Consider the following 17,212-nt stretch of genomic DNA (forward strand, 5'->3'; position numbering starts at 1 on the left):
GTCGTCAGCGCGCCTTCAGCCACAGGCCGAATTCCTTCACCGCCGCGATCACGGGCGTCATGCGCTCGCCGTCTTCCGTCAGCGCGTATTCCACTTTCGGCGGCACCGTGGGGTAGACCGTGCGCCTCACCAGGCCGGCGTCTTCCAGCGCGCGCAGGTCCAGCGTCAGCATGCGCTGCGAGATGCCCGGCACGTCGCGCCGCAGCTCATTGAAGCGCTTGGGGCCATCGATCAGATACGACGCGAGCAGCAGCCGCCAGCGGCCGCCCAGCAGGTGCATTGCTTCTTCCACGGAACAGCCACTGACATTTTTCTTCATGCGCCATGGTAGCACGGCGGTATACTTTTTGTACCTACACCACAAATTGGTGCCTTCTTACTTTTTTATACCGGATCTTCCATAATCTGCCGACCAAAGAACCGGGAGATCCGCCGTGAAACTGTATTACATTCCCGCCAGCTGCTCGCTGGCTCCGCACATCGTTGCCAATGAACTGGGGCTGGACGTCACGCTGGTGAAGGTCGACCACCGCCAGCACCGCACGGAAGCAGGCGGCGATTACCGCGACGTCAATCCGCTCGGCTATGTTCCCGCGCTGGAGCTGGACGATGGGCAGGTCTTCCGTGAAGGCGCTGTCATCCTGCAGTACCTGGCCGATGTGAAGCCCGAGGCGGGGCTGGCGCCGCCGCACGGGACCACTGAGCGCTACCGCCTCCAGGAATGGCTGAACTTCCTGTCGTCCGAAATTCACAAGGGCTATATACCGCTGCTGTACGCGACGCTGGCGGGCAAATACGTGGAGACCGCCAAGCCCAGGCTGGAGCAGCGCTACGCGTGGATCGAGGCGCAACTGGCCGGCCGCGACTTCCTGATGGGCGAACAGTTCACCGTCGCCGATGCCTACCTGTTCGCATTGACGGGCTGGGGCCAGGCGGCCTGGCTCACGTCCTACTACAAGGCCGATATCCACTTTGACGGCTTGCCCCGGCTGGCCGCGTGGTATGGGCGCGTGCGTGCCCGCCCCTCGGTGCAACTGGCGCTGGGGCGCGAAGGCCTGGCGTGACGCATGCCAGGCCGGCGGTCAGTGCGCGTGCTCGCCGGCGCCTTTTTTGGGTGGCACGGTGAAGGTCACGGTCTGGCTGCCGAGGATCTTGTGGCTGGGGTCCGCGATCTCCAGCAGCACCTTGTGCGGCCCGGGCGTGAGGCCGACCAGGATCAGCGGATCGGTGCTGGTGTGCGCCCAGGTGCCTTTCCAGTCGTCTACCGTGACGTGGATGTGGCCCAGGTGCGGCGACACGGCCACGGCTTCCTTGCCGAACACCGGCATGACGCGCAGGTTCTCCGTGCGGTGCTGGATGATGACTACGCCGCGCGCCAGCGCGTCCGGCAGCGGCGCGTAGGCGATGAGCTTGGGCGCGGGCTCGGATTCCAGCGGAATGACGGCGGCCGGGCGGCCGGCTTCCGAGGCGGTCTGCGCGCCGGCTGCGCTGCAGAGCAGGGCGGCGGCGAAGGCCAGGGCCAGCTGTTTGATCAGGGTAGACATCATGCTTCCTTTCGCGTGAGGGGACAGGACGATTAGACGCTCTCCATGTATCGCCTGTTTGTCTTGCTGGCGGCGGCAGGGGGAGGATTTGTGTCCGCGCGCCGTGCAGACACAAGGCGATACATTCGTGCGTAGCGGCTGGGCGCCATGCCCACGTGGCGGCTGAACGCCGTGCTGAACGCGCTGGCCGAGCTGTACCCGACGCGTTCCGCGACAAGCGCCAGTCCCAAGTCTTGCCGGCGCAGCAGATCCTTGGCCAGCGCCATGCGCCAGGCCAGTAGGTATTCCATCGGCGGCAGGCCTACCGCCTGTGAAAATCGCTCGAAGAAGGCGGAGCGGGATAGTGCCGCCGTCCTGGCCAGCTGCGCCATCGTCCATGTGCGTGCGGGCTCGGCGTGCATGCGCCGCATGGCAACTGCCAGGCGTTCGTCCGCCAGTCCGCGCAGCAGCCCCGGCGGCGCGTCATGGCCGGACGCCAGCCGCACCGCCTCGATCAGCAGCACTTCTACGACACGCGTGAGCACCAGTTCCCGGCCCGCCCTGTCCGCAAGAGACTCCTCGCGCAGCAGGCCGACCAGCATGGCGAGCCGCTCCACGCCGCGCACATGCACCATGGACGGCAGCAGCGACACCAGCATGGCCGCATCCGGCGAGTCGAAGGCGAAGGCGCCGCCGAGCAGCCGCACGCCGGGCGGGCCATCCTGCCTGCCGTGGCGCACTTCGCCCTGCGCCGTGCCTGTGGCGTCAGGCGTAACCTGCCTGGGCAGCGCGGGCTCGAAGCCGGACATGGTGAAGCCCGGCGTCTGCGGCAAGAGCACGAAATCGCCCGCCTCCAGCGTGACGGCATCTTCGCCGTCGACAGCGAGCAGGCAGCTGCCTTCCAGCACGGCGCAGAAGCTCGGCTGGCCGAACTCGGCATAGCGCACCGCCCACGCGCCGGCGCCGCTGATGCCCTTCGAGAGCACGGCGCGCGGCTGGAAAAGAGAGATGAGCTGGGAAAGGGGATCACTCATTGCTGGACGATGGCAAATGAAATTTGGACTCTTCATTGTAGTTCGTCCGGCGCAGCTTCGCTATTGTTGCGTCTGTCCCAACCCACACTGGAAAACACCATGAAAACCGTACTGATTACCGGCTGCTCCTCTGGCTACGGCCTGGAAACGGCCCGCCACTTTCACGCGCAAGGCTGGAACGTGATCGCCACCATGCGCGTGCCGCGCACCGATTTGCTGCCGCGCTCCGAGCGCATGCGTGTGCTGTCGCTGGATGTCACCCGGCCCGACAGCATCGCGGCTGCGATGGAGGCCAGCGGCCCGATCGATGTCCTGGTCAATAACGCAGGCATAGGCCTGTTCGGCGCGTTCGAAGCCACGCCCATGGCAACCGTGCGCGAGGTGTTCGATACCAACACCTTCGGCACCATGGCGATGACGCAGGCGGTGTTGCCGCAGTTCCGCGCCCGCCGTTCGGGCGTGGTGGTCAATGTCACGTCCAGCGCCGTGCTGGCGCCGATGCCGCTGGTGGCGGCCTACACCGCCAGCAAGACGGCGGTGGAAGGCTTTACCGCATCGCTGGCGTTCGAACTGGAGGAGTTCGGCGTGCTGGTGAAGCTGGTGCAGCCGGGCTACGGCCCCAGCACTGCGTTCACGGCGAACACGGGCGCGCGCCTGGAGGGGCTGATCCCCGAGCCCTATGCGCCGTACGCGCAGACCGTGTTCGCCGCGTTCACCCAGCCGGCCGCCGTTACCACCGAAGCGGACGTGGCGCAGGCAGTCTGGCGGGCGGCGAACGACGGGTCGCCAGGGCTGCGCTTTGCCGCCGGCGCCGATGCAGTGGCGCTGGCGCGGACAGCGGCCTGACGCGAGCCGCTCCGTTGCGGGCCGGCGTTGCGGATCGCGTCGGCGGTGCTGCTGTTTTTGGCCGGGCTAAGGGCGCTTGACGGCCAGCGATTGCCAGCCCGCCTTGGGCGACATGTCGGCCAGGTTCCAGTCGCCGGGCACGAAGGCTTTGCGCGTGGCGGCGTAGGCAGGGTAGCCGGACGATTGGGCTTCGCTGTCGACGATGTTGCCGCGGCCTTCGGCCACGTCGGACAGGATCTTGAAGTCGATCGCGTCGCGCTGCCACGGGCGCATGCCTGCGCTGGCGTAGATCACGCTTTCCAACCCTTGCGCCGGCAGCGGTGCCAGGCCGGACGGCAGGTAGGGCTGGCCGGCCTTCAGCATCTGGGCCGTGTCGGCGGTGTAGCGGCCTGTCATCGGCAGCGGCTCGCCGTTGGCGTCGACGGCGATGTTGTCCTGCATGTACAGGCTGACGTCGCCCGATCCGCCCAGGCTGAACAGCGGCGTGTTGCGCCTGGTGTCCGGCCCGGCGCGCAGCACGTTGCCGACGATCGTCACGGCGCCGGTGCGCGGCGCGCGCTCGCCCCATTCGTGGGCAATCAGGTTGTAGTGCACCGCGCGCTTGCCGGGATTGTGGATCAGGTTGTTGACCACGGCCACCTTGGCCCCGCCTTTCACCAGCGGATTGCGTTCCACGTTGGACGAGTACAGGTTGCCGTACAGGAGAATCTGCTCGGCGTTGTCGTGGATGAGCGTGCCTTTCGAGTGTTCGCCCTTGCCGTGGGTGGAGTTCTGCAAGCCTTCGGCGATGATGTTGTGGCTGTAGGTGACGCGGCGCGAGGTGCCGTTGGGCCAGTCGTCCGGCGATGTGCCGTTGAAGCGCGGCCCGGAAGCGGACAGGTTCTCGTCGGTGGCCCAGCTGAAGCTGCAATGGTCGACGATGATGTCGCTGGCGCCGCTGGTGGACAGGCCGTCCGCTTCCCAGCCGCTTTTTTTCGGCTTGCCGTTCTCGCCGGGGCGCACAGCGATATGCTGGATGATCACGTCGCTGGTGGACACCGACAGGCCGCCCCGGATCAAGGTGATGCCGGGATGCGGCGCGGTCTGCCCGGCCACCGTCACGTGCGGCTGGTTGATGCGCAGGCTGGCGCCTTGCAGGTCGATCACGCCGCCCACTTCGAACACGATGATGCGCGCGCCGTCGGCGGCCAGCGCGGCGGCCAGCGAGCCTTCGCCGCCGGCATTGAGGTTGGTGACGCGGACGATGGCGCCCCCAGCGCCGCCCCTGGTGCCGGCGGCCCAGCCGCGCACGTCGATCGCGGCGCGGTCCATGGTGGCTGCTGCGGCAGCAGGGGCTTGCAGGCCGAGGCCGGCAGAGACGGCAAGTGCAAGGGCGAGGACGCGGATGGCGGGCAGCTTCATGCTTCTCCAGTTCAAGGCAGGGCGCGGTAGACGAGGTTGCTGAAACGGACCTTGCCCTTGCCGGCCGCATAGATGGCAGGGCGCAGGCTCATGAAACCGTAGGCAACGTTGTGGTTGTAGCCGGACACTTCCATCTGCACGCCGTACTTGTGCCAGGTTTTGCCCTGGTCGATGCTGGTGTGGATGGTGAGGATGTGGCGGTCGTTGGTGACGCGCATGCGCAGCTTGTTGGCCATGCCGGCCGGCTTGTCGCCACGCGCCTGGTCCATGCCGTAGCGGTGCAGGATGAAGCCGCTCTTGTTCACGCCGACGCCGGCATACAGCTTGTCGTTGTAGAACAGCAGGGCGCCCGCTTGCGCGCCGTCGTCGAAATCGATGTCCACCTCGAACTGGTAAGCCTGGTCGCCGGCCAGGAAGGTCAGCGGCGAGCTGTTGGCGGGCGAACTGCCTTTCGCTTCCAGTTCCAGCAGGCCGTCGCGGTAGCGCACGCGTTCGTTTTCGCTCACCCCGCCACGGAAGAAACTCCACTGCAGGCCGAACTTATTGGTCGAGAAATCGTCGGACAGGGCCATGCCGTGCGGGACCGCGCTGCCGCCAGCCGGCTTGGGGATGGGCTTGCCGGCGTCATGGTCGGCCGCCTTGAACCAGCCATCGTCGGTCCAGACGATAGGCGCCAGCAGGGCCTGGCGGCCGAGGGCGTGGAAGCCGTTCTCGTAGCCGTGGTACATCATGTACCAGCCCGACTTGCCAGGCCCTTCCACCAGCGTGGCGTGGCCCTTGGACCACCATTTTTCCGCCGCCGACTCGGTGCGGATGATGGGGTTGTACGGCGAGTTCTCCCACGGGCCGTGGATCGACTTCGAGCGCGCCGACACCACCATGTGGCCGGTGGGCGGGCCTGCCGTGCCGCCCAGGGCCAGCGTCATGTAGTAATAGTCGCCGTGGCGGGTCATCTTCGGGCCTTCCTGCGCATAGCCTTCCACGTCCCATTGCGCCGGGTATTTCCAGCCGTCGTAGACGTGCTGCACCGGCCCGGCGATCTTCAGGCCGTCGTCGGACAGCTGGACGCGGTCGCCGTGCGACAGGAACAGATAGCGCTTGCCGTCCTCGCCGACGATGTGGCCGGGATCGATGCGCGCATTGCCCAGCGCCACTGGCTCGGACCACGGCCCGCGAATATTGTCCGCATGGATCACGTAGATGTTGTTATTGCCGGGCAGCTTGGCGGGAATGTACAGGTAGTAGCGGCCGTTGTGCTTGGTCAGCTCGGGCGCCCACACGCTGCCGATGTACTTCTTCAGCGCGCTGCCGATCGGCTCCCAGTTGACCAGGTCGCGCGAATGCCAGATCGTCAGGCCGGGGTAGGCCTCGAAGGACGAGAAAGTCATGTAGTAGTCGTCGCCGTCCTTGAGCACGCTGGGATCGGGATGGTCGCCGGCCATGATGGGATTCAGATAGCTGCCGTTGCCCAGGTCGGCCTTGCGCTGCTGCTCGACGCCCCTGGCCCAGTCCTGGCAGTGGCGCAGGAAGGGATTGCCCAGCTCCCTGGTGCAGGGCACTGCATTTTGCGCCGCGGCGAGCGGTGCCGCGAGGGCCGACAAGGCCAGGAGTACTGCTGCTGAATGCATAGGCGGGCTTCCTTGTGGATGAGGGAATTGGTATGGCCAATATCAGAATACTTAAAATTGGTCAGGCCGGTGTGATCATCGCACAAAACCGCAGCCGGGCCAAGCCACGGCATGCAAGGCAAGCCGGGACTATGTTATCCAGTGCACGGTGAAGCCGGCCGCCCGTTCATATAGTGCTGTTTTTGAGGCAGACATGCGCCGAAAGGAGCCGAACATGGTCGCCAACCCTCCTGGCTTTATCTTCGCAACCGGCATAGAAAACAGCATTCCCACCATTGCTGGCGGCACAGTCCGCATGGATGAAATGGAAAAATGCGGGCATTACCGGCAATGGCGGCGCGACTTCGACCTGGTGCAGGAACTGGGCATCCGCTTCCTGCGCTATGGCCCGCCCTTGCACACGTCGCTGGTGGGGGCGCGGCGCTACGACTGGTCCTTTGCCGACGAGACGTTCCTGGATTTGCGCCGCCGCGGCATCGTCGCGATTGTGGACCTGTGCCATTTCGGCGTGCCCGACTTTCTCGGCAATTTCCAGAACCCGGACTTCCCCGCGCTGTTCGCCGACTACGCCGGCGCGTTTGCGCAGCGTTATCCATGGCTGCAGCTGTACACCCCGGTGAACGAGATGTCGATCTGCGCGCTGTTTTCCGGCCTCTACGGCTGGTGGAACGAGCAGATGCGCAGCGACCAGGCCTTCGTCACCGCCCTCAAGCACCTGGTAAAGGCCAATTTGCTGGCCATGCGCGCCATCCTGGCCGTGCGTCCGGATGCGCTGTTCATCCAGAGCGAATCGTCGGAGTATTTTCATGCGGAGACGCCGGCCGCGATCGGGCCGGCAGAGACCATGAACTCGCGCCGCTTCCTGTCGCTGGACCTGAATTACGGCCGCCGCGTGGATTCCACCATGTACGAGTACCTGCTCGACAATGGCATGACGCGCGACGAGTACCACTTCTTCCTGAACAACAACCTCAAGCATCACTGCATCATGGGGAACGATTACTACCAGTCCAATGAGCACCACGTGGCGGCGGACGGCACGACGGGGCCGTCCGGCGAAGTGTTCGGCTACGCCGTCATCACACACCAGTACTACAACCGCTACCGCCTGCCCGTGATGCACACCGAAACCAATTTCTGCCAGGGGCGGGCCGGGGACGAAGCGGTGCGCTGGCTGCGCAAGGAGTGGGCGAACGTGCTTCGGGTGCGCAACAACGGCGTGCCGCTGGTCGGCTTCACCTGGTACTCGCTGACGGACCAGGTGGACTGGGACACCGGCCTGCGCGAAAACAACGGCCGCGTGAATGCGCTGGGGCTGGCGGACCTCGACCGCAAGCTGCGCCCGGTGGGCGAGGCCTACCGCGACCTGATCCATGACTGGACGGAGGTCCTGCCCACGCAGAGCGTGTGCCTGCAAGTGCCGATGTCGCTGCGCCAGGATTACCCCGGTATGGAGGCGCCGCCGCGCGAGGTTCCGGCGTCGGACGATGCCAACTGCGCGCCTAAAAACACGGAATAGACAGATCCCCGCTTACCGCCTCGGCCTAAGCGGCGGCGGCAGCGCCAGCCTTGCGGAAGGCGCCGGGGGTCATCGAGGTCTCGCGCCGGAAAACACGGTTGAAGGCGGCCACCGACTCGTATCCCACCTGCCGGGCCACTTCGGACAGCGCAATGTTCCCCTTCAGCAGCAGCCGCGTCGCGCAGTAGATGCGCCATTGGGTGAGATAGTCGAGCGGAGACTGTCCGACCACGGTCTTGAAGCGCGCCGCAAAGCCGGAGCGCGACATGCCGGCCGTCTGCGCCAGCAATTCCACCGTCCAGTCCCGTGCCGGGGCGCGGTGCATGGCCTCCAGCGCCCGCGCCAGATGGCGGTCTGCAATGGCGCTCAGCCAGCCCGGGGTAGGCCCGCCTGCCTGCGCGGAGTAGGCGCGGATCGCGTGCACGAAGAGCAGTTCGAACAGGCGGCTGATCACCGCTTCCGAGCCGAGGCCCGGCGATTCGGTTTCGAGCGCCAGCATTTCGAGTACGGATTGGAAGGCCAGGCTGCGGTGCTGGTCCAGCTTCAGGCACAGCAGTGACGGCAGCGCCCGCAGCAAAGGCCGTGCCTCCAGCGCGTCGAGTTCGAATGAGCCGCTGATAAAGGTCGTGAGCGGGCCGCCGCCTAGTTGGATATGGTTGCCAACCCGCAGCTTTTCCACCTCCACGCAGTCGATCAGGGCGGAATCCTCATGGTCGAACAAGCGGTAGGGAGCGTCGCCCAGCATCATGAAGACATCGCCGCTGCGCAGCGCAACCGGGTGCGGAGTGCCTGGCGTGCTGAGCACTGCGGAGCCGCGCACCACCAGCACGAAATTCACCCCCCGCTCGCCGGGCGAGTTCACGCCCCACGGCGCGCTCGCGTCCATGCGGGTCCATGTACCAGTCGTCCCCGTTCGAGCAAGTCCGAGCGAGCAAGGCCCGTTATTGCCGCTATGTCGACACCAAGCAGTGGGAGGCCTTTTCCTCCCTGTTCGTCGCCGCGCCCGACATACTCATCTATGACACGGCCGACCAGTTGATCGTGTCGTTCGACAGCCGGGAAGCCTTCGTGGCCGCATGCCGAGGCTATCTGGAAGGCGCGCAGTCCATCCACCAGGTCCACAACGAGGAGTTCACGCAAGTATCCGGCACCGAGATCGGCGCCATCTGGTCGATGGAGGACTGCGTGATTTTCCCCGCCGCCGACGCCGCCGCCGATCCGCGCCCGGCCCGCCATCACGGCTACGGCCACTATCACGAAACCTGGGTGCTGGAGGATGGCGCGTGGCGCATCGCCCGCATGGAATTGCGCCGCACCATACTTGAAATCACGCCCAAGCAGGAGGGCGTGCAATGAAGGCCGTCGTGATGAAGCAAACCGGGGACCTGAGCGTGCTGGCCCTCGTGGAGCGGCCCGATCCGGTGGCCGGTCCCGGGCAAGTGCTGGTGCAGATCGCCGTCGCCGGCGTGAATTTCATGGATATCGGCGTGCGCCAGGGCATGGCCTGGAACGAGATGCCCAACCCCAAGATACTGGGAGTGGAAGGCGCCGGCCGCGTGCTGGCGGTGGGCGATGGGGTGCAGGGTTTTGCTCCGGGCCAGCGGGTAGCCTGGGTGTATGCACCCGGCAGCTATGCGGAAAAGATCGCGATTCCTGCAGCGTCGCTGGTGCACATACCGGACGGCATCGACGACAAGACTGCCGCGTCCGTGATGATGCAGGGCTTGACCGCCAGCCACTTCGGCACGGATTTCTATCCGACCCAGCCGGGTGACGTCGCCTTCATTCACGCAGCCGCCGGCGGGGTGGGGCTGCTGCTGACGCAGATTGTCAGGCTGCGGGGTGGAACGGTGATAGGGCGGGTGTCTTCGGCCGCGAAGGTGGCGGCTGCCAAAGCGGCCGGCGCCGACCATGTGATCGTCGACGCGGAAGGCAAGTTCGCCGACGAGGTGCTGCGCCTGACCGGCGGCGAGGGCGTGCATGCGGTGTTCGACGGCTCCGGCCCCAGCACATTCCAGGGTTCGCTGGACGTGCTGCGCCGCTCGGGAACCTTCTGCTGGTACGGCCCCGTGCTGGGCGGACCGGGACCGCTCGACATCATGAGCCTGCCCAGGAGTATCAAGCTGGGCTATGCGGTCTTTTTCGACCATATCCATACGCCCGAACTGCTGCGCGCGCGCTCGGCCCAGCTTTTCGATTGGATTGCGGAAGGCAAACTGCAGATCGCCATCGGCGGCGAGTACCCGCTGGCGGACGCGGCCAGCGCCCACGCCGACGTGGCAAGCCGTGCCACGACGGGCAAGCTGCTGCTGATACCGTGAGGTGACGTGCTCCGCCACGCTTGACAGCCAACCTACTAGAAGGTAGGCTGTCGCTCATGAACAAAATTTCCACGACCTCGGATGATATTTTGGCGTGTACGCGAGCGCTGATTGTCGCCCGCGGCTATAACGGTTTCAGCTACGCTGACATCGCGGACGTCGTGGGCATACGCAAGGCGAGCATCCACCACCATTTTCCGAGCAAAGTCGACTTGGTGACAACGCTGCTGAGCCGCTATCGCGAGGAGACGGAAGCTGGTGTGAAGAGCCTGGAAAGCAGCATTCCGGGCGCGCTCGGCCAATTGCGCGCCTATGTTCAGTACTGGAGGACTTGCATCAGCGATGCGAGCGCGCCCTTCTGTGTATGTGCTTTGCTGGCCAGCGAACTGCCTGTCTTGCCGGAGGAAGTGGCGCTGGAAGTTCGCGCCCATTTCCGTTTCCTGTCGGGGTGGCTGGCATCGGTGTTGGAACGGGGCCTGCAGCAGGGCGCCGTGTCATTGAGCCATGCACCGCGCGTCGAAGCGGAGACATTCATGGCTACGGTGCATGGGGCGATGCTGTCTGCACGGGCTTACGGTGATGCCGGCATTTTTGGCGCCATCATGGATACGCAGGTGGAGCGCATCTCGGCGAGCAGCTGAGAGCCGATTTGGCGCTCTTTTTTTAACCCCAATGCCTACCAACTAGTAGGATGGGCATAATCTCAAAGGAAGACCTCATGGAAAACCCGCATGCAATGCAGGATCAGGCCGGCAACGAAAGCTGGCTGAAGACATACTATTTCGCCCGGGCCGCCGTTTCAATTGCGTGGGTCGTCGCAGCCCTTACTCTGGCGGCGCATTCGGCCACGGTTGCCGCCTGCCTGCTGGTTGTGTACCCCGCCTGGGATGCGCTGGCTAATCTGGCCGACGGCGCGCGCAGCGGAGGCCTCCTGCGGAATCGAACTCAACTGGCAAATGTGGGCGTCAGCCTGGCGGTGGCGGCGGCGGTTTGGATAGCGCTGCCCGACATGAATCACGTCCTCGGTGTGTTTGGCGTTTGGGCCATCTTGTCCGGGCTGCTGCAGCTTGGCACGGCGCTGCGGCGCTGGAAACTGTACGGTGCGCAATGGGCGATGGTACTCAGCGGCGCGCAGTCCGCGCTGGCAGGCGCAGTGTTCGTTTTCCAGGCACAAACGCCCGCAGTGCCGTCTATCGCCACCGTCATTGGCTATGCCGGATTCGGCGCGTTCTACTTCCTGATTTCGGCACTGTTGCTAACCTTCGCTGCGAGTCGGCGGAAAAAGAATGCAGCAACTTGGGCAGCCGGCGAAGGCGTAAAGCGGCCAAATTAAGCCAGAAACAAAAAAGCCCACGAACGCAAATTCGTGGGCTTTTTTGATGAATCTTGGTAGGCCGTGCGGGATTCGAACCTGCGACCAACGGATTAAAAGTCCGCTGCTCTACCAGCTGAGCTAACGACCCAAAGGTATGAAACCTTGGCTTCTTTCGAGTGGTAGGCCGTGCGGGATTCGAACCTGCGACCAACGGATTAAAAGTCCGCTGCTCTACCAGCTGAGCTAACGACCCCCGAAAGAAGCAAGATTATAGGGGCGTCCCGCTGTCCTGTCAAATGCTCTTGAGCATCAAACGGCTTGGCCGCTGCTTACTTGCCCTTCAGGCGCTCGCGCGCGGTGGCAGCCGCTTCGCTGTCCGGGTATTTGCTGACCAGCTCGGTAAGCGTCTTCTTGGCGTTGGCCGCTGCTTTCAGCTCGGCCTGGCAGCCGGCGATCAGCAGCATCGCTTCCGGCGCGCGCGGGCTGTCCGGGTAGGCTTTCACCACCACTTGCTCTGCCACGATGGCGGCCTTGCAGTCCTTCTGCGCGTAGTGGGTGGTGCCCAGGTAGTACTGGGCGTTGGCGGCGTAGCCCGATTCCGGGTACTGGCGCACGAACTCGGCGAAGGCCACGGCGGCGGTCTTGAAGTCGCCGGACTTGAACAGCAGCATGGCCGCGTCGTAGGCTTTTTGTTCGGCCGGGTCCACGGCGGCGGTCTTGCCGTCGATGGTGACCTGGCGCGGCTCCAGCTTGCGCAGGCGGGCGTCGAGGTCGACGTAGAAATCTTTCTGGCGTTTTTGCGTGTTGGCCAGTTCGTTGGCCAGCACTTCCAGCGAGCCGCGCAGCTTGGCGATTTCGCTCATGGTCTGCTCGTGCTGGTTGTTCATGTCCAGCGCGATGGACTTGTCGGCCTTGCTGTCGATGCGGCCGTTCAGCTCGCTGCGCATGGCTTCCACTTTGGCGCGCAGGTCGAGGATGGCTTTGCGGGCTTCGTCGTCGTCGAACAGGGCGGCGCTGGCGTGCAGCGGCAGGAAGGCGGAGGCGGCCAGCAGGGCGGCGGCAGCGGAACGCAGGCCGGTTTTGGTCAGTGTCATCATGTGCAGTGCGCTTTCAAAAGAGAACGGGGCAGGGCGCAGTATAAACTGCGCGCCGCCCCGTGTGTTGCCATACTACGGCTACGGAATTACTTGTAGACGATGTCGGCACGGCGGTTTTGCGCCCATGCTTCTTCGTTGTGGCCTTCAGCTTTTGGCTTTTCCTTGCCCAGCGATACGGCTTCGATCTGGCTCTCTGGCACGCCCAGGGCGGTCATGGCCTTGCGAACGGCTTCAGCGCGCTTCTGGCCCAGGGCCAGGTTGTATTCTGCGCCGCCGCGTTCGTCGGTGTTACCTTGGATCAGGATCGAACGCTTAGGGTTCTTGGTCAGGTAGCCGGAGTGGTTCTGCACCACTGGCTTGCCGTCTTCGCGCACCACGTAGCTGTCGAAGTCGAAGTATACGGAACGCTGGGCCAGCACGCCTTTAGGATCGTCCAGTGGATCGATCGAAGCGGTTTGTACTGGGGCCACTGGGCGGGTTGGCTCAGGGGTAGGAGCAGCTGCTACCGGCTTCTCTACCACTGGTGCTGGTTCTGCCACTTTTACTGGGGTCGAGCAAGCCGACAGCAGGGCTGCGGTGCTGAGGACGAAGGCTACGCTTTTAACGTTACGCATTTTTAGTTCTCCTGGTCGTTGATGAAAGGACTGCTATTACTTCATGAAAGGACCCCAGGTGGGCTCCTTGATATTACCCGCTTGAATCGTCAAGCGCTGCTTTACGCGGCCGTCGACCGACACCACGGCCAGCGATTTGCGGCCGCCCGAAACGGTCGCGTACAGCAAGTACTTGCCGTTCGGAGCGAAACTGGGCGACTCGTCGCTGGTGGTGTCGGACAGGCGTTGTTCCTGGCCGGAGGCGAGATCCAGTACGAAGAGCTGGAAGTTGCCGCCGTCGCGCCGGGAGATGTAAGCCAGCGTGTTTCCGTCGGAGGAAATACGCGGGCTGATGTTGTAGCTGCCGCTGAAGGTGACGCGCTTGGCGTCGCCGCCGTTGACGCTCATGCGGTAGATCTGCGGGCCGCCGCTGCGGTCGCTGGTGAAGTAGATGTACTGTCCGTCGGCCGAGAACTGCGGCTCGGTATCGATGCCGGAGCTGTTGGAGATGCGCCGGATACCGCTACCGTCGGCGTTTGCAATGTAGATCTGGGTATTGCCGGTCTTGGACAGGGCCACGGCCACCTTGCTGCCGTCCGGCGACCAGGAGGGCGCCGAATTGCTGCCTTTTTCGTTGGCGATGACGGTGCGCGCGCGCGTGACCAGGTTCTGCACGTAGACCACCGGCTTTTTCTGTTCAAACGACACGTAAGCCACCTTGTTGCCGTCCGGCGACCAGGATGGGGAGATGATGGGTTCGTTCGAAATCAGCGCCGGCTGTTCGTTCTCGCCGTCCGAGTCGGCCACCACCAGGCGGTACTGGCGGCCCTGCTGGGTCACGTAGGCCACGCGCGTGGCGAAGGCGCCGCGTACGCCGGTCAGCTTTTCAAACACGTCGTCGGCGATCTTGTGGGCCGCCAGGCGGGTTTCGTTCGGGTGCGCAGACTGGTCCAGCTGGGACAGCTTGGCGGCCTTGATGGTGTCGAACAGCTTGTAGCGCACGTCGAAGGCGCCGTTGGCCAGCTTGCTCACGGTGCCGACCACGATGGCGTTGGCGCCGCGCGATTTCCACTGGTTGTAGTCGACGTCGTTGACGTTGCTGACCGTGCCGGCGTCGATGATCTTGAACATGCCGCTGCGTTCGAGGTCGGCCTTGATGATGGCCGAGGCCTGGCTGGGTGCCAGGTTTTCGTCGGCGAAGGCGGCCACGGCGATCGGGATCTGGTTGCTGCCGACGCCCGAAATTTCCACCTTCAGTTGCGCGTAGGCGTTCAGGCTGGCCAGCAGGCTGGCGGCGACGAGTGCATTGGTCACGCTAGTCAGTTTTTTCATATTGGTTCTCAAGGCAAATCTTTCATGTTGAATCCCGCGGTAATCTCGCGTTCCACCGAGCCGTCTTTCTTCTTCGGCAAAGGCGACGACTTGGCGATGGCTGCTTCCACCGCCAGGTCGTAGGCGGGAATACCGCTACTCTTGATCTTCCGGACCGAAATAATTTCCCCAGTTGGCAGTTGCTCGATCTTGAACTCGGCGCGCGGATTGCCGGCGACGTCGCTGCCGCCGTACGCGATGTTGCTCTTGATCTTGGCGGTAATGGCAGCCACGTAGCCGCTGTCCAGGCGCGGTGCGGTCGCTTTCGCGGCCGTGCCGGTGGTGCCTGCGCCAGCGGTGCCCATGATGCGCGCCATGTCCGCCGCGCGCTGTTTATCCAGCTTCTTCTGTTCTGCTTCCGCCTTGGCCTTGGCTGCTTTTTCAGCGGCCTTCTTCTCTTCCTTGGCCTTGTCTTCCTTGGCCTTGTCTTCTTCTGCTTGTTTCTTTTCTTCGAGCTTCTTCTTCTCTTCGAGCTTTTTCTTCTCGTCGAGTTTCTGCTGCTCTTCGAGCTTCTTCTGCTTCTCTTCCTCGACGCGTTCCTTCTCGGCCTTTTCCTTGGCCTTGCGCTTTTGCAGCGCGATGTCCGGATCGATGGCCGGCGGCGGCGCTTCCGCCGGCGGCGGCGTCACCGCCTTCGGCGGCGGGGGCGCGGGTTCAGGCTCCGGCTCCGGTTCCGGCTTTACTTCCGGCGGCGTCGGCGCAGGCGGGGCGGCGGTCTGGGTCGTCATGTCCCACACTTCCGCTTCCACCGCCACCGGCTCGTTGTTCTGCCACGCCACGCCCACCCACAGGAAGAACAGCAGGCCCGCGTGCATGGCCGCAGCCAGGCCGATCGAGCTCCAGCGGTCGTCGCGTTTCGGCACCCGGTACGGGCCGCCTGCGGTTGCGTGTTTCATCGTCATGCTTTACTTCGTGGCCAGGCCAACCCGGCCGATACCCATCTTCTTCGATTCGGAGATCAGCTGGATCACGTCGTCGTACTTGCTCTCCTTGTCGCCGGCGATCATCACCGGATACTCGGGATGCGCCTCATGCAGCTTGCGCAGCTTGCGCACCAGCGCGTCGCGGTTCGGCTCGGTTTCAGGGGCGTCCGCGTTCTTGCCCTGCACGCCGATCGACAGCGCGCCGTTGGGCTTGATGACGATCTGGATGTAGTCGTCCGGCGGGCGGGTGGAGCGCTCGGCCTGCGGCAGGTCCACCTGCGACGGGTTGTTCGACGACGGCATCACCATGAAAATAATGAGCAGCACCAGCATGACGTCGATGTAGGGCACGACGTTGATCTCGGATTTCAGCTTGCGGCCGCCTCGGCTGCCGCGCATGCCGCTGGAGAAGGAAGATGCCATGGTTGTCCTCCCCGATTAGCGCGATTGGCGCTGCAGGATGTTGGAGAATTCTTCCACAAAGCTCTCGAAACGGATAGCCAGGCGGTCGATATCGTGCGAGAAGCGGTTGTACGCGACCACCGCCGGGATGGCGGCGAACAGGCCGATGGCGGTGGCGATCAGCGCTTCGGCAATGCCGGGCGCGACGGCGGCCAGCGTGGCTTGCTGCACATTGGCCAGGCCGCGGAAGGCGTTCATGATGCCCCACACCGTGCCCAGCAGGCCGATGTACGGCGACACCGAGCCGACCGAGGCGAGGAAGGCCAGGTGCGATTCGAGCGCATCCATTTCGCGCTGGAAGGCGGCGCGCATGGCGCGGCGGGCGCCGTCCAGGATGGCGCCGGCGTCCATTTCGCGGCTGCCCGCGTGCGCGGCCTTGCCCTTGATGAATTCGCCCATGCCGGCCTCGAAGATGCGCGCCAGAGCGCCGCTCTGTTCGCGGTTGCTGCAGGCGCTCTGGTGCAGCGCGTGCAGGTTGCCGCCGGCCCAGAAGGTTTTTTCAAAGTCGATGGTCTGGCGGCGCGCGGCGCGCACGGCGAACATCTTGCGGAAAATATAAGTCCAGCTGGTGAGGGAAATACCGAGCAGCAGCGCCATGATCAGTTGAACGATCAGGTGGGCATTGGTGATGAGGGCGATGAAGGAGAGGTCTTGGGTGACGTTCATTGTTTCAGTCTGAGTTTGGGGATGACACGGCGCCGCGCATGCGGGCCGCTACCACATCGGGAACCGCGCGCGGACGCAGCGCGGAATCGACGCAACCAACTTTCACGCGCGCCGTGTTCAGCAGTTGCTCGCCGTTCCACGCCTGCTGCACGAACTGCAGGGAAGCGCGGCCCAGTTTTTCGATACTTAAGGTTAATTTTAGTACATCGTCCAGTTTGGCTGGCGCATGATACTCGGCAGCGACGTTCTTGACGACGAACATGGCGTCGTGCTGCTGCAGCAGGGCGTGCTGGTCGACGCCGATCGCGCGCAGCCATTCGGTCCGCGCGCGTTCGAAGAATTTGAGATAATTTGCGTAATAGACAATGCCACCGGCATCGGTGTCTTCGTAATAGACACGGACATTCCAGGTAAACTCTGAAGGCATGTTGTTCTGACTACTAATGAGATTGGGCAACATTCTACGCGATTTCGCAAGCGAGTTTGGCCCTCTTGTAACACTCGCTTACGTTT

The 17,212-nt window shown here is 64.2% G+C and carries 20 protein-coding genes and 2 tRNA genes; 7 read left to right on the forward strand and 15 right to left on the reverse strand.

The features are described 5' to 3' along the window. Positions 1-4: 4 nt before the first annotated feature. Positions 5-319 carry a helix-turn-helix domain-containing protein gene (locus tag ACFJI2_RS04735; RefSeq protein WP_107981065.1) on the reverse strand — a complete coding sequence of 105 codons (315 nt, stop codon included), beginning with the start codon at positions 317-319 and terminating at the stop codon, positions 5-7. Positions 320-434: 115 nt separating this feature from the next. On the opposite strand from ACFJI2_RS04735, the gene gstA reads away from it, so the two are divergent. Next, positions 435-1,064: a glutathione transferase GstA gene (gene gstA, locus ACFJI2_RS04740; protein ID WP_377703970.1), complete on the forward strand. Its 630-nt coding sequence runs from the start codon at positions 435-437 to the stop codon at positions 1,062-1,064. A gap of 18 nt (positions 1,065-1,082) precedes the next feature. Here the strand turns inward: gstA and ACFJI2_RS04745 are convergent, their stop codons facing one another. Both ACFJI2_RS04745 and ACFJI2_RS04750 read right to left on the reverse strand, forming a co-directional pair. Beyond that, on the reverse strand, positions 1,083-1,547 hold the full coding sequence (locus ACFJI2_RS04745) for a DUF6130 family protein (RefSeq protein ID WP_377703971.1): 465 nt from the start codon (positions 1,545-1,547) through the stop codon (positions 1,083-1,085). A gap of 29 nt (positions 1,548-1,576) precedes the next feature. Continuing rightward, positions 1,577-2,557: a cupin domain-containing protein gene (locus ACFJI2_RS04750; protein WP_377705794.1), complete on the reverse strand. Its 981-nt coding sequence runs from the start codon at positions 2,555-2,557 to the stop codon at positions 1,577-1,579. A 99-nt stretch (positions 2,558-2,656) separates the two neighbouring features. Here ACFJI2_RS04750 and ACFJI2_RS04755 point away from each other — a divergent pair, with 99 nt between their 5' ends. Continuing rightward, the gene (locus ACFJI2_RS04755) at positions 2,657-3,403 is read left to right on the forward strand and encodes an SDR family oxidoreductase (protein WP_377703972.1); all 747 of its coding nucleotides are present in this window, start codon (positions 2,657-2,659) and stop codon (positions 3,401-3,403) included. Positions 3,404-3,469: 66 nt separating this feature from the next. Here the strand turns inward: ACFJI2_RS04755 and ACFJI2_RS04760 are convergent, their stop codons facing one another. Together ACFJI2_RS04760 and ACFJI2_RS04765 are read right to left on the reverse strand one after the other, a co-directional pair. After that, positions 3,470-4,804 (reverse strand): hypothetical protein, encoded by a 1,335-nt coding sequence (locus ACFJI2_RS04760; protein ID WP_377703973.1) that lies wholly within the window; start codon positions 4,802-4,804, stop codon positions 3,470-3,472. Between the two features lie 11 nt (positions 4,805-4,815). Beyond that, positions 4,816-6,432, reverse strand: coding sequence for a family 43 glycosylhydrolase (locus tag ACFJI2_RS04765; protein WP_377703974.1), 1,617 nt, complete (start codon positions 6,430-6,432; stop codon positions 4,816-4,818). Positions 6,433-6,646: 214 nt separating this feature from the next. On the opposite strand from ACFJI2_RS04765, the gene ACFJI2_RS04770 reads away from it, so the two are divergent. After that, entirely contained in the window at positions 6,647-7,951 is a 1,305-nt protein-coding gene (locus ACFJI2_RS04770; protein WP_377703975.1) for a family 1 glycosylhydrolase, read from the forward strand. A 25-nt stretch (positions 7,952-7,976) separates the two neighbouring features. Here the strand turns inward: ACFJI2_RS04770 and ACFJI2_RS04775 are convergent, their stop codons facing one another. Further along, positions 7,977-8,837 (reverse strand): AraC family transcriptional regulator, encoded by an 861-nt coding sequence (locus tag ACFJI2_RS04775; RefSeq protein ID WP_377703976.1) that lies wholly within the window; start codon positions 8,835-8,837, stop codon positions 7,977-7,979. A gap of 8 nt (positions 8,838-8,845) precedes the next feature. Between ACFJI2_RS04775 and ACFJI2_RS04780 the strand changes: the two genes are divergently transcribed. The 4 genes from ACFJI2_RS04780 (at position 8,846) to ACFJI2_RS04795 (ending at position 11,605) form a co-directional block, all read left to right on the forward strand. Next, complete coding sequence (locus ACFJI2_RS04780; RefSeq protein WP_377703977.1) at positions 8,846-9,307, forward strand: nuclear transport factor 2 family protein; 462 nt, start codon at positions 8,846-8,848, stop codon at positions 9,305-9,307. Continuing rightward, positions 9,304-10,272 (forward strand): quinone oxidoreductase family protein, encoded by a 969-nt coding sequence (locus ACFJI2_RS04785; protein ID WP_377703978.1) that lies wholly within the window; start codon positions 9,304-9,306, stop codon positions 10,270-10,272. The genes ACFJI2_RS04780 and ACFJI2_RS04785 overlap by 4 nt, the downstream gene beginning before the upstream one ends. Positions 10,273-10,328: 56 nt before the next feature. After that, entirely contained in the window at positions 10,329-10,913 is a 585-nt protein-coding gene (locus ACFJI2_RS04790; RefSeq protein ID WP_377703979.1) for a TetR/AcrR family transcriptional regulator, read from the forward strand. 77 nt (positions 10,914-10,990) lie between these two features. Beyond that, the gene (locus tag ACFJI2_RS04795) at positions 10,991-11,605 is read left to right on the forward strand and encodes a DUF308 domain-containing protein (protein WP_377703980.1); all 615 of its coding nucleotides are present in this window, start codon (positions 10,991-10,993) and stop codon (positions 11,603-11,605) included. Between the two features lie 54 nt (positions 11,606-11,659). Here the strand turns inward: ACFJI2_RS04795 and ACFJI2_RS04800 are convergent. The 9 genes from ACFJI2_RS04800 to ybgC form a co-directional block, all read right to left on the reverse strand. After that, positions 11,660-11,735 (reverse strand) — tRNA-Lys (locus tag ACFJI2_RS04800). 29 nt (positions 11,736-11,764) lie between these two features. Continuing rightward, a tRNA-Lys gene (locus ACFJI2_RS04805) sits at positions 11,765-11,840 on the reverse strand. A 76-nt stretch (positions 11,841-11,916) separates the two neighbouring features. Then, positions 11,917-12,684, reverse strand: coding sequence for a tol-pal system protein YbgF (gene ybgF / locus ACFJI2_RS04810; protein WP_377703981.1), 768 nt, complete (start codon positions 12,682-12,684; stop codon positions 11,917-11,919). A gap of 86 nt (positions 12,685-12,770) precedes the next feature. Beyond that, positions 12,771-13,298: a peptidoglycan-associated lipoprotein Pal gene (pal, locus tag ACFJI2_RS04815; RefSeq protein WP_107874724.1), complete on the reverse strand. Its 528-nt coding sequence runs from the start codon at positions 13,296-13,298 to the stop codon at positions 12,771-12,773. A gap of 36 nt (positions 13,299-13,334) precedes the next feature. After that, positions 13,335-14,609, reverse strand: coding sequence for a Tol-Pal system beta propeller repeat protein TolB (tolB, locus tag ACFJI2_RS04820; RefSeq protein ID WP_377703982.1), 1,275 nt, complete (start codon positions 14,607-14,609; stop codon positions 13,335-13,337). Positions 14,610-14,617: 8 nt separating this feature from the next. Then, positions 14,618-15,550, reverse strand: a complete 933-nt coding sequence (gene tolA / locus ACFJI2_RS04825) for a cell envelope integrity protein TolA (protein ID WP_377703984.1) — start codon at positions 15,548-15,550, stop codon at positions 14,618-14,620. Between the two features lie 3 nt (positions 15,551-15,553). Continuing rightward, complete coding sequence (locus tag ACFJI2_RS04830; protein WP_165917977.1) at positions 15,554-15,994, reverse strand: ExbD/TolR family protein; 441 nt, start codon at positions 15,992-15,994, stop codon at positions 15,554-15,556. Positions 15,995-16,009: 15 nt separating this feature from the next. Beyond that, positions 16,010-16,699 carry a protein TolQ gene (tolQ, locus tag ACFJI2_RS04835; RefSeq protein ID WP_377703985.1) on the reverse strand — a complete coding sequence of 230 codons (690 nt, stop codon included), beginning with the start codon at positions 16,697-16,699 and terminating at the stop codon, positions 16,010-16,012. 4 nt (positions 16,700-16,703) lie between these two features. Beyond that, positions 16,704-17,126 (reverse strand): tol-pal system-associated acyl-CoA thioesterase, encoded by a 423-nt coding sequence (gene ybgC, locus ACFJI2_RS04840; RefSeq protein WP_107875573.1) that lies wholly within the window; start codon positions 17,124-17,126, stop codon positions 16,704-16,706. Positions 17,127-17,212 lie beyond the last annotated feature (86 nt).

This window comes from Pseudoduganella sp. UC29_71, assembly GCF_042693265.1.
Taxonomy (GTDB): Bacteria; Pseudomonadota; Gammaproteobacteria; order Burkholderiales; family Burkholderiaceae_D; genus Rugamonas.

What these genes read in the sequence shown, in the direction of transcription:
- tolQ (WP_377703985.1), bottom strand. Translation starts at nt 16,699, where the DNA reads ATGAACGTCACCCAAGACCTCTCCTTCATCGCCCTCATCACCAATGCC.
- ACFJI2_RS04760 (WP_377703973.1), bottom strand. Translation starts at nt 4,804, where the DNA reads ATGAAGCTGCCCGCCATCCGCGTCCTCGCCCTTGCACTTGCCGTCTCT.
- ACFJI2_RS04790 (WP_377703979.1), top strand. Translation starts at nt 10,329, where the DNA reads ATGAACAAAATTTCCACGACCTCGGATGATATTTTGGCGTGTACGCGA.
- ACFJI2_RS04795 (WP_377703980.1), top strand. Translation starts at nt 10,991, where the DNA reads ATGGAAAACCCGCATGCAATGCAGGATCAGGCCGGCAACGAAAGCTGG.
- tolA (WP_377703984.1), bottom strand. Translation starts at nt 15,550, where the DNA reads ATGACGATGAAACACGCAACCGCAGGCGGCCCGTACCGGGTGCCGAAA.
- ACFJI2_RS04735 (WP_107981065.1), bottom strand. Translation starts at nt 319, where the DNA reads ATGAAGAAAAATGTCAGTGGCTGTTCCGTGGAAGAAGCAATGCACCTG.
- ybgF (WP_377703981.1), bottom strand. Translation starts at nt 12,684, where the DNA reads ATGATGACACTGACCAAAACCGGCCTGCGTTCCGCTGCCGCCGCCCTG.
- ACFJI2_RS04765 (WP_377703974.1), bottom strand. Translation starts at nt 6,432, where the DNA reads ATGCATTCAGCAGCAGTACTCCTGGCCTTGTCGGCCCTCGCGGCACCG.
- tolB (WP_377703982.1), bottom strand. Translation starts at nt 14,609, where the DNA reads ATGAAAAAACTGACTAGCGTGACCAATGCACTCGTCGCCGCCAGCCTG.
- pal (WP_107874724.1), bottom strand. Translation starts at nt 13,298, where the DNA reads ATGCGTAACGTTAAAAGCGTAGCCTTCGTCCTCAGCACCGCAGCCCTG.
- ACFJI2_RS04780 (WP_377703977.1), top strand. Translation starts at nt 8,846, where the DNA reads ATGTACCAGTCGTCCCCGTTCGAGCAAGTCCGAGCGAGCAAGGCCCGT.
- ybgC (WP_107875573.1), bottom strand. Translation starts at nt 17,126, where the DNA reads ATGCCTTCAGAGTTTACCTGGAATGTCCGTGTCTATTACGAAGACACC.
- ACFJI2_RS04750 (WP_377705794.1), bottom strand. Translation starts at nt 2,557, where the DNA reads ATGAGTGATCCCCTTTCCCAGCTCATCTCTCTTTTCCAGCCGCGCGCC.
- ACFJI2_RS04770 (WP_377703975.1), top strand. Translation starts at nt 6,647, where the DNA reads ATGGTCGCCAACCCTCCTGGCTTTATCTTCGCAACCGGCATAGAAAAC.
- ACFJI2_RS04755 (WP_377703972.1), top strand. Translation starts at nt 2,657, where the DNA reads ATGAAAACCGTACTGATTACCGGCTGCTCCTCTGGCTACGGCCTGGAA.
- ACFJI2_RS04785 (WP_377703978.1), top strand. Translation starts at nt 9,304, where the DNA reads ATGAAGGCCGTCGTGATGAAGCAAACCGGGGACCTGAGCGTGCTGGCC.
- ACFJI2_RS04830 (WP_165917977.1), bottom strand. Translation starts at nt 15,994, where the DNA reads ATGGCATCTTCCTTCTCCAGCGGCATGCGCGGCAGCCGAGGCGGCCGC.
- ACFJI2_RS04745 (WP_377703971.1), bottom strand. Translation starts at nt 1,547, where the DNA reads ATGATGTCTACCCTGATCAAACAGCTGGCCCTGGCCTTCGCCGCCGCC.
- ACFJI2_RS04775 (WP_377703976.1), bottom strand. Translation starts at nt 8,837, where the DNA reads ATGGACGCGAGCGCGCCGTGGGGCGTGAACTCGCCCGGCGAGCGGGGG.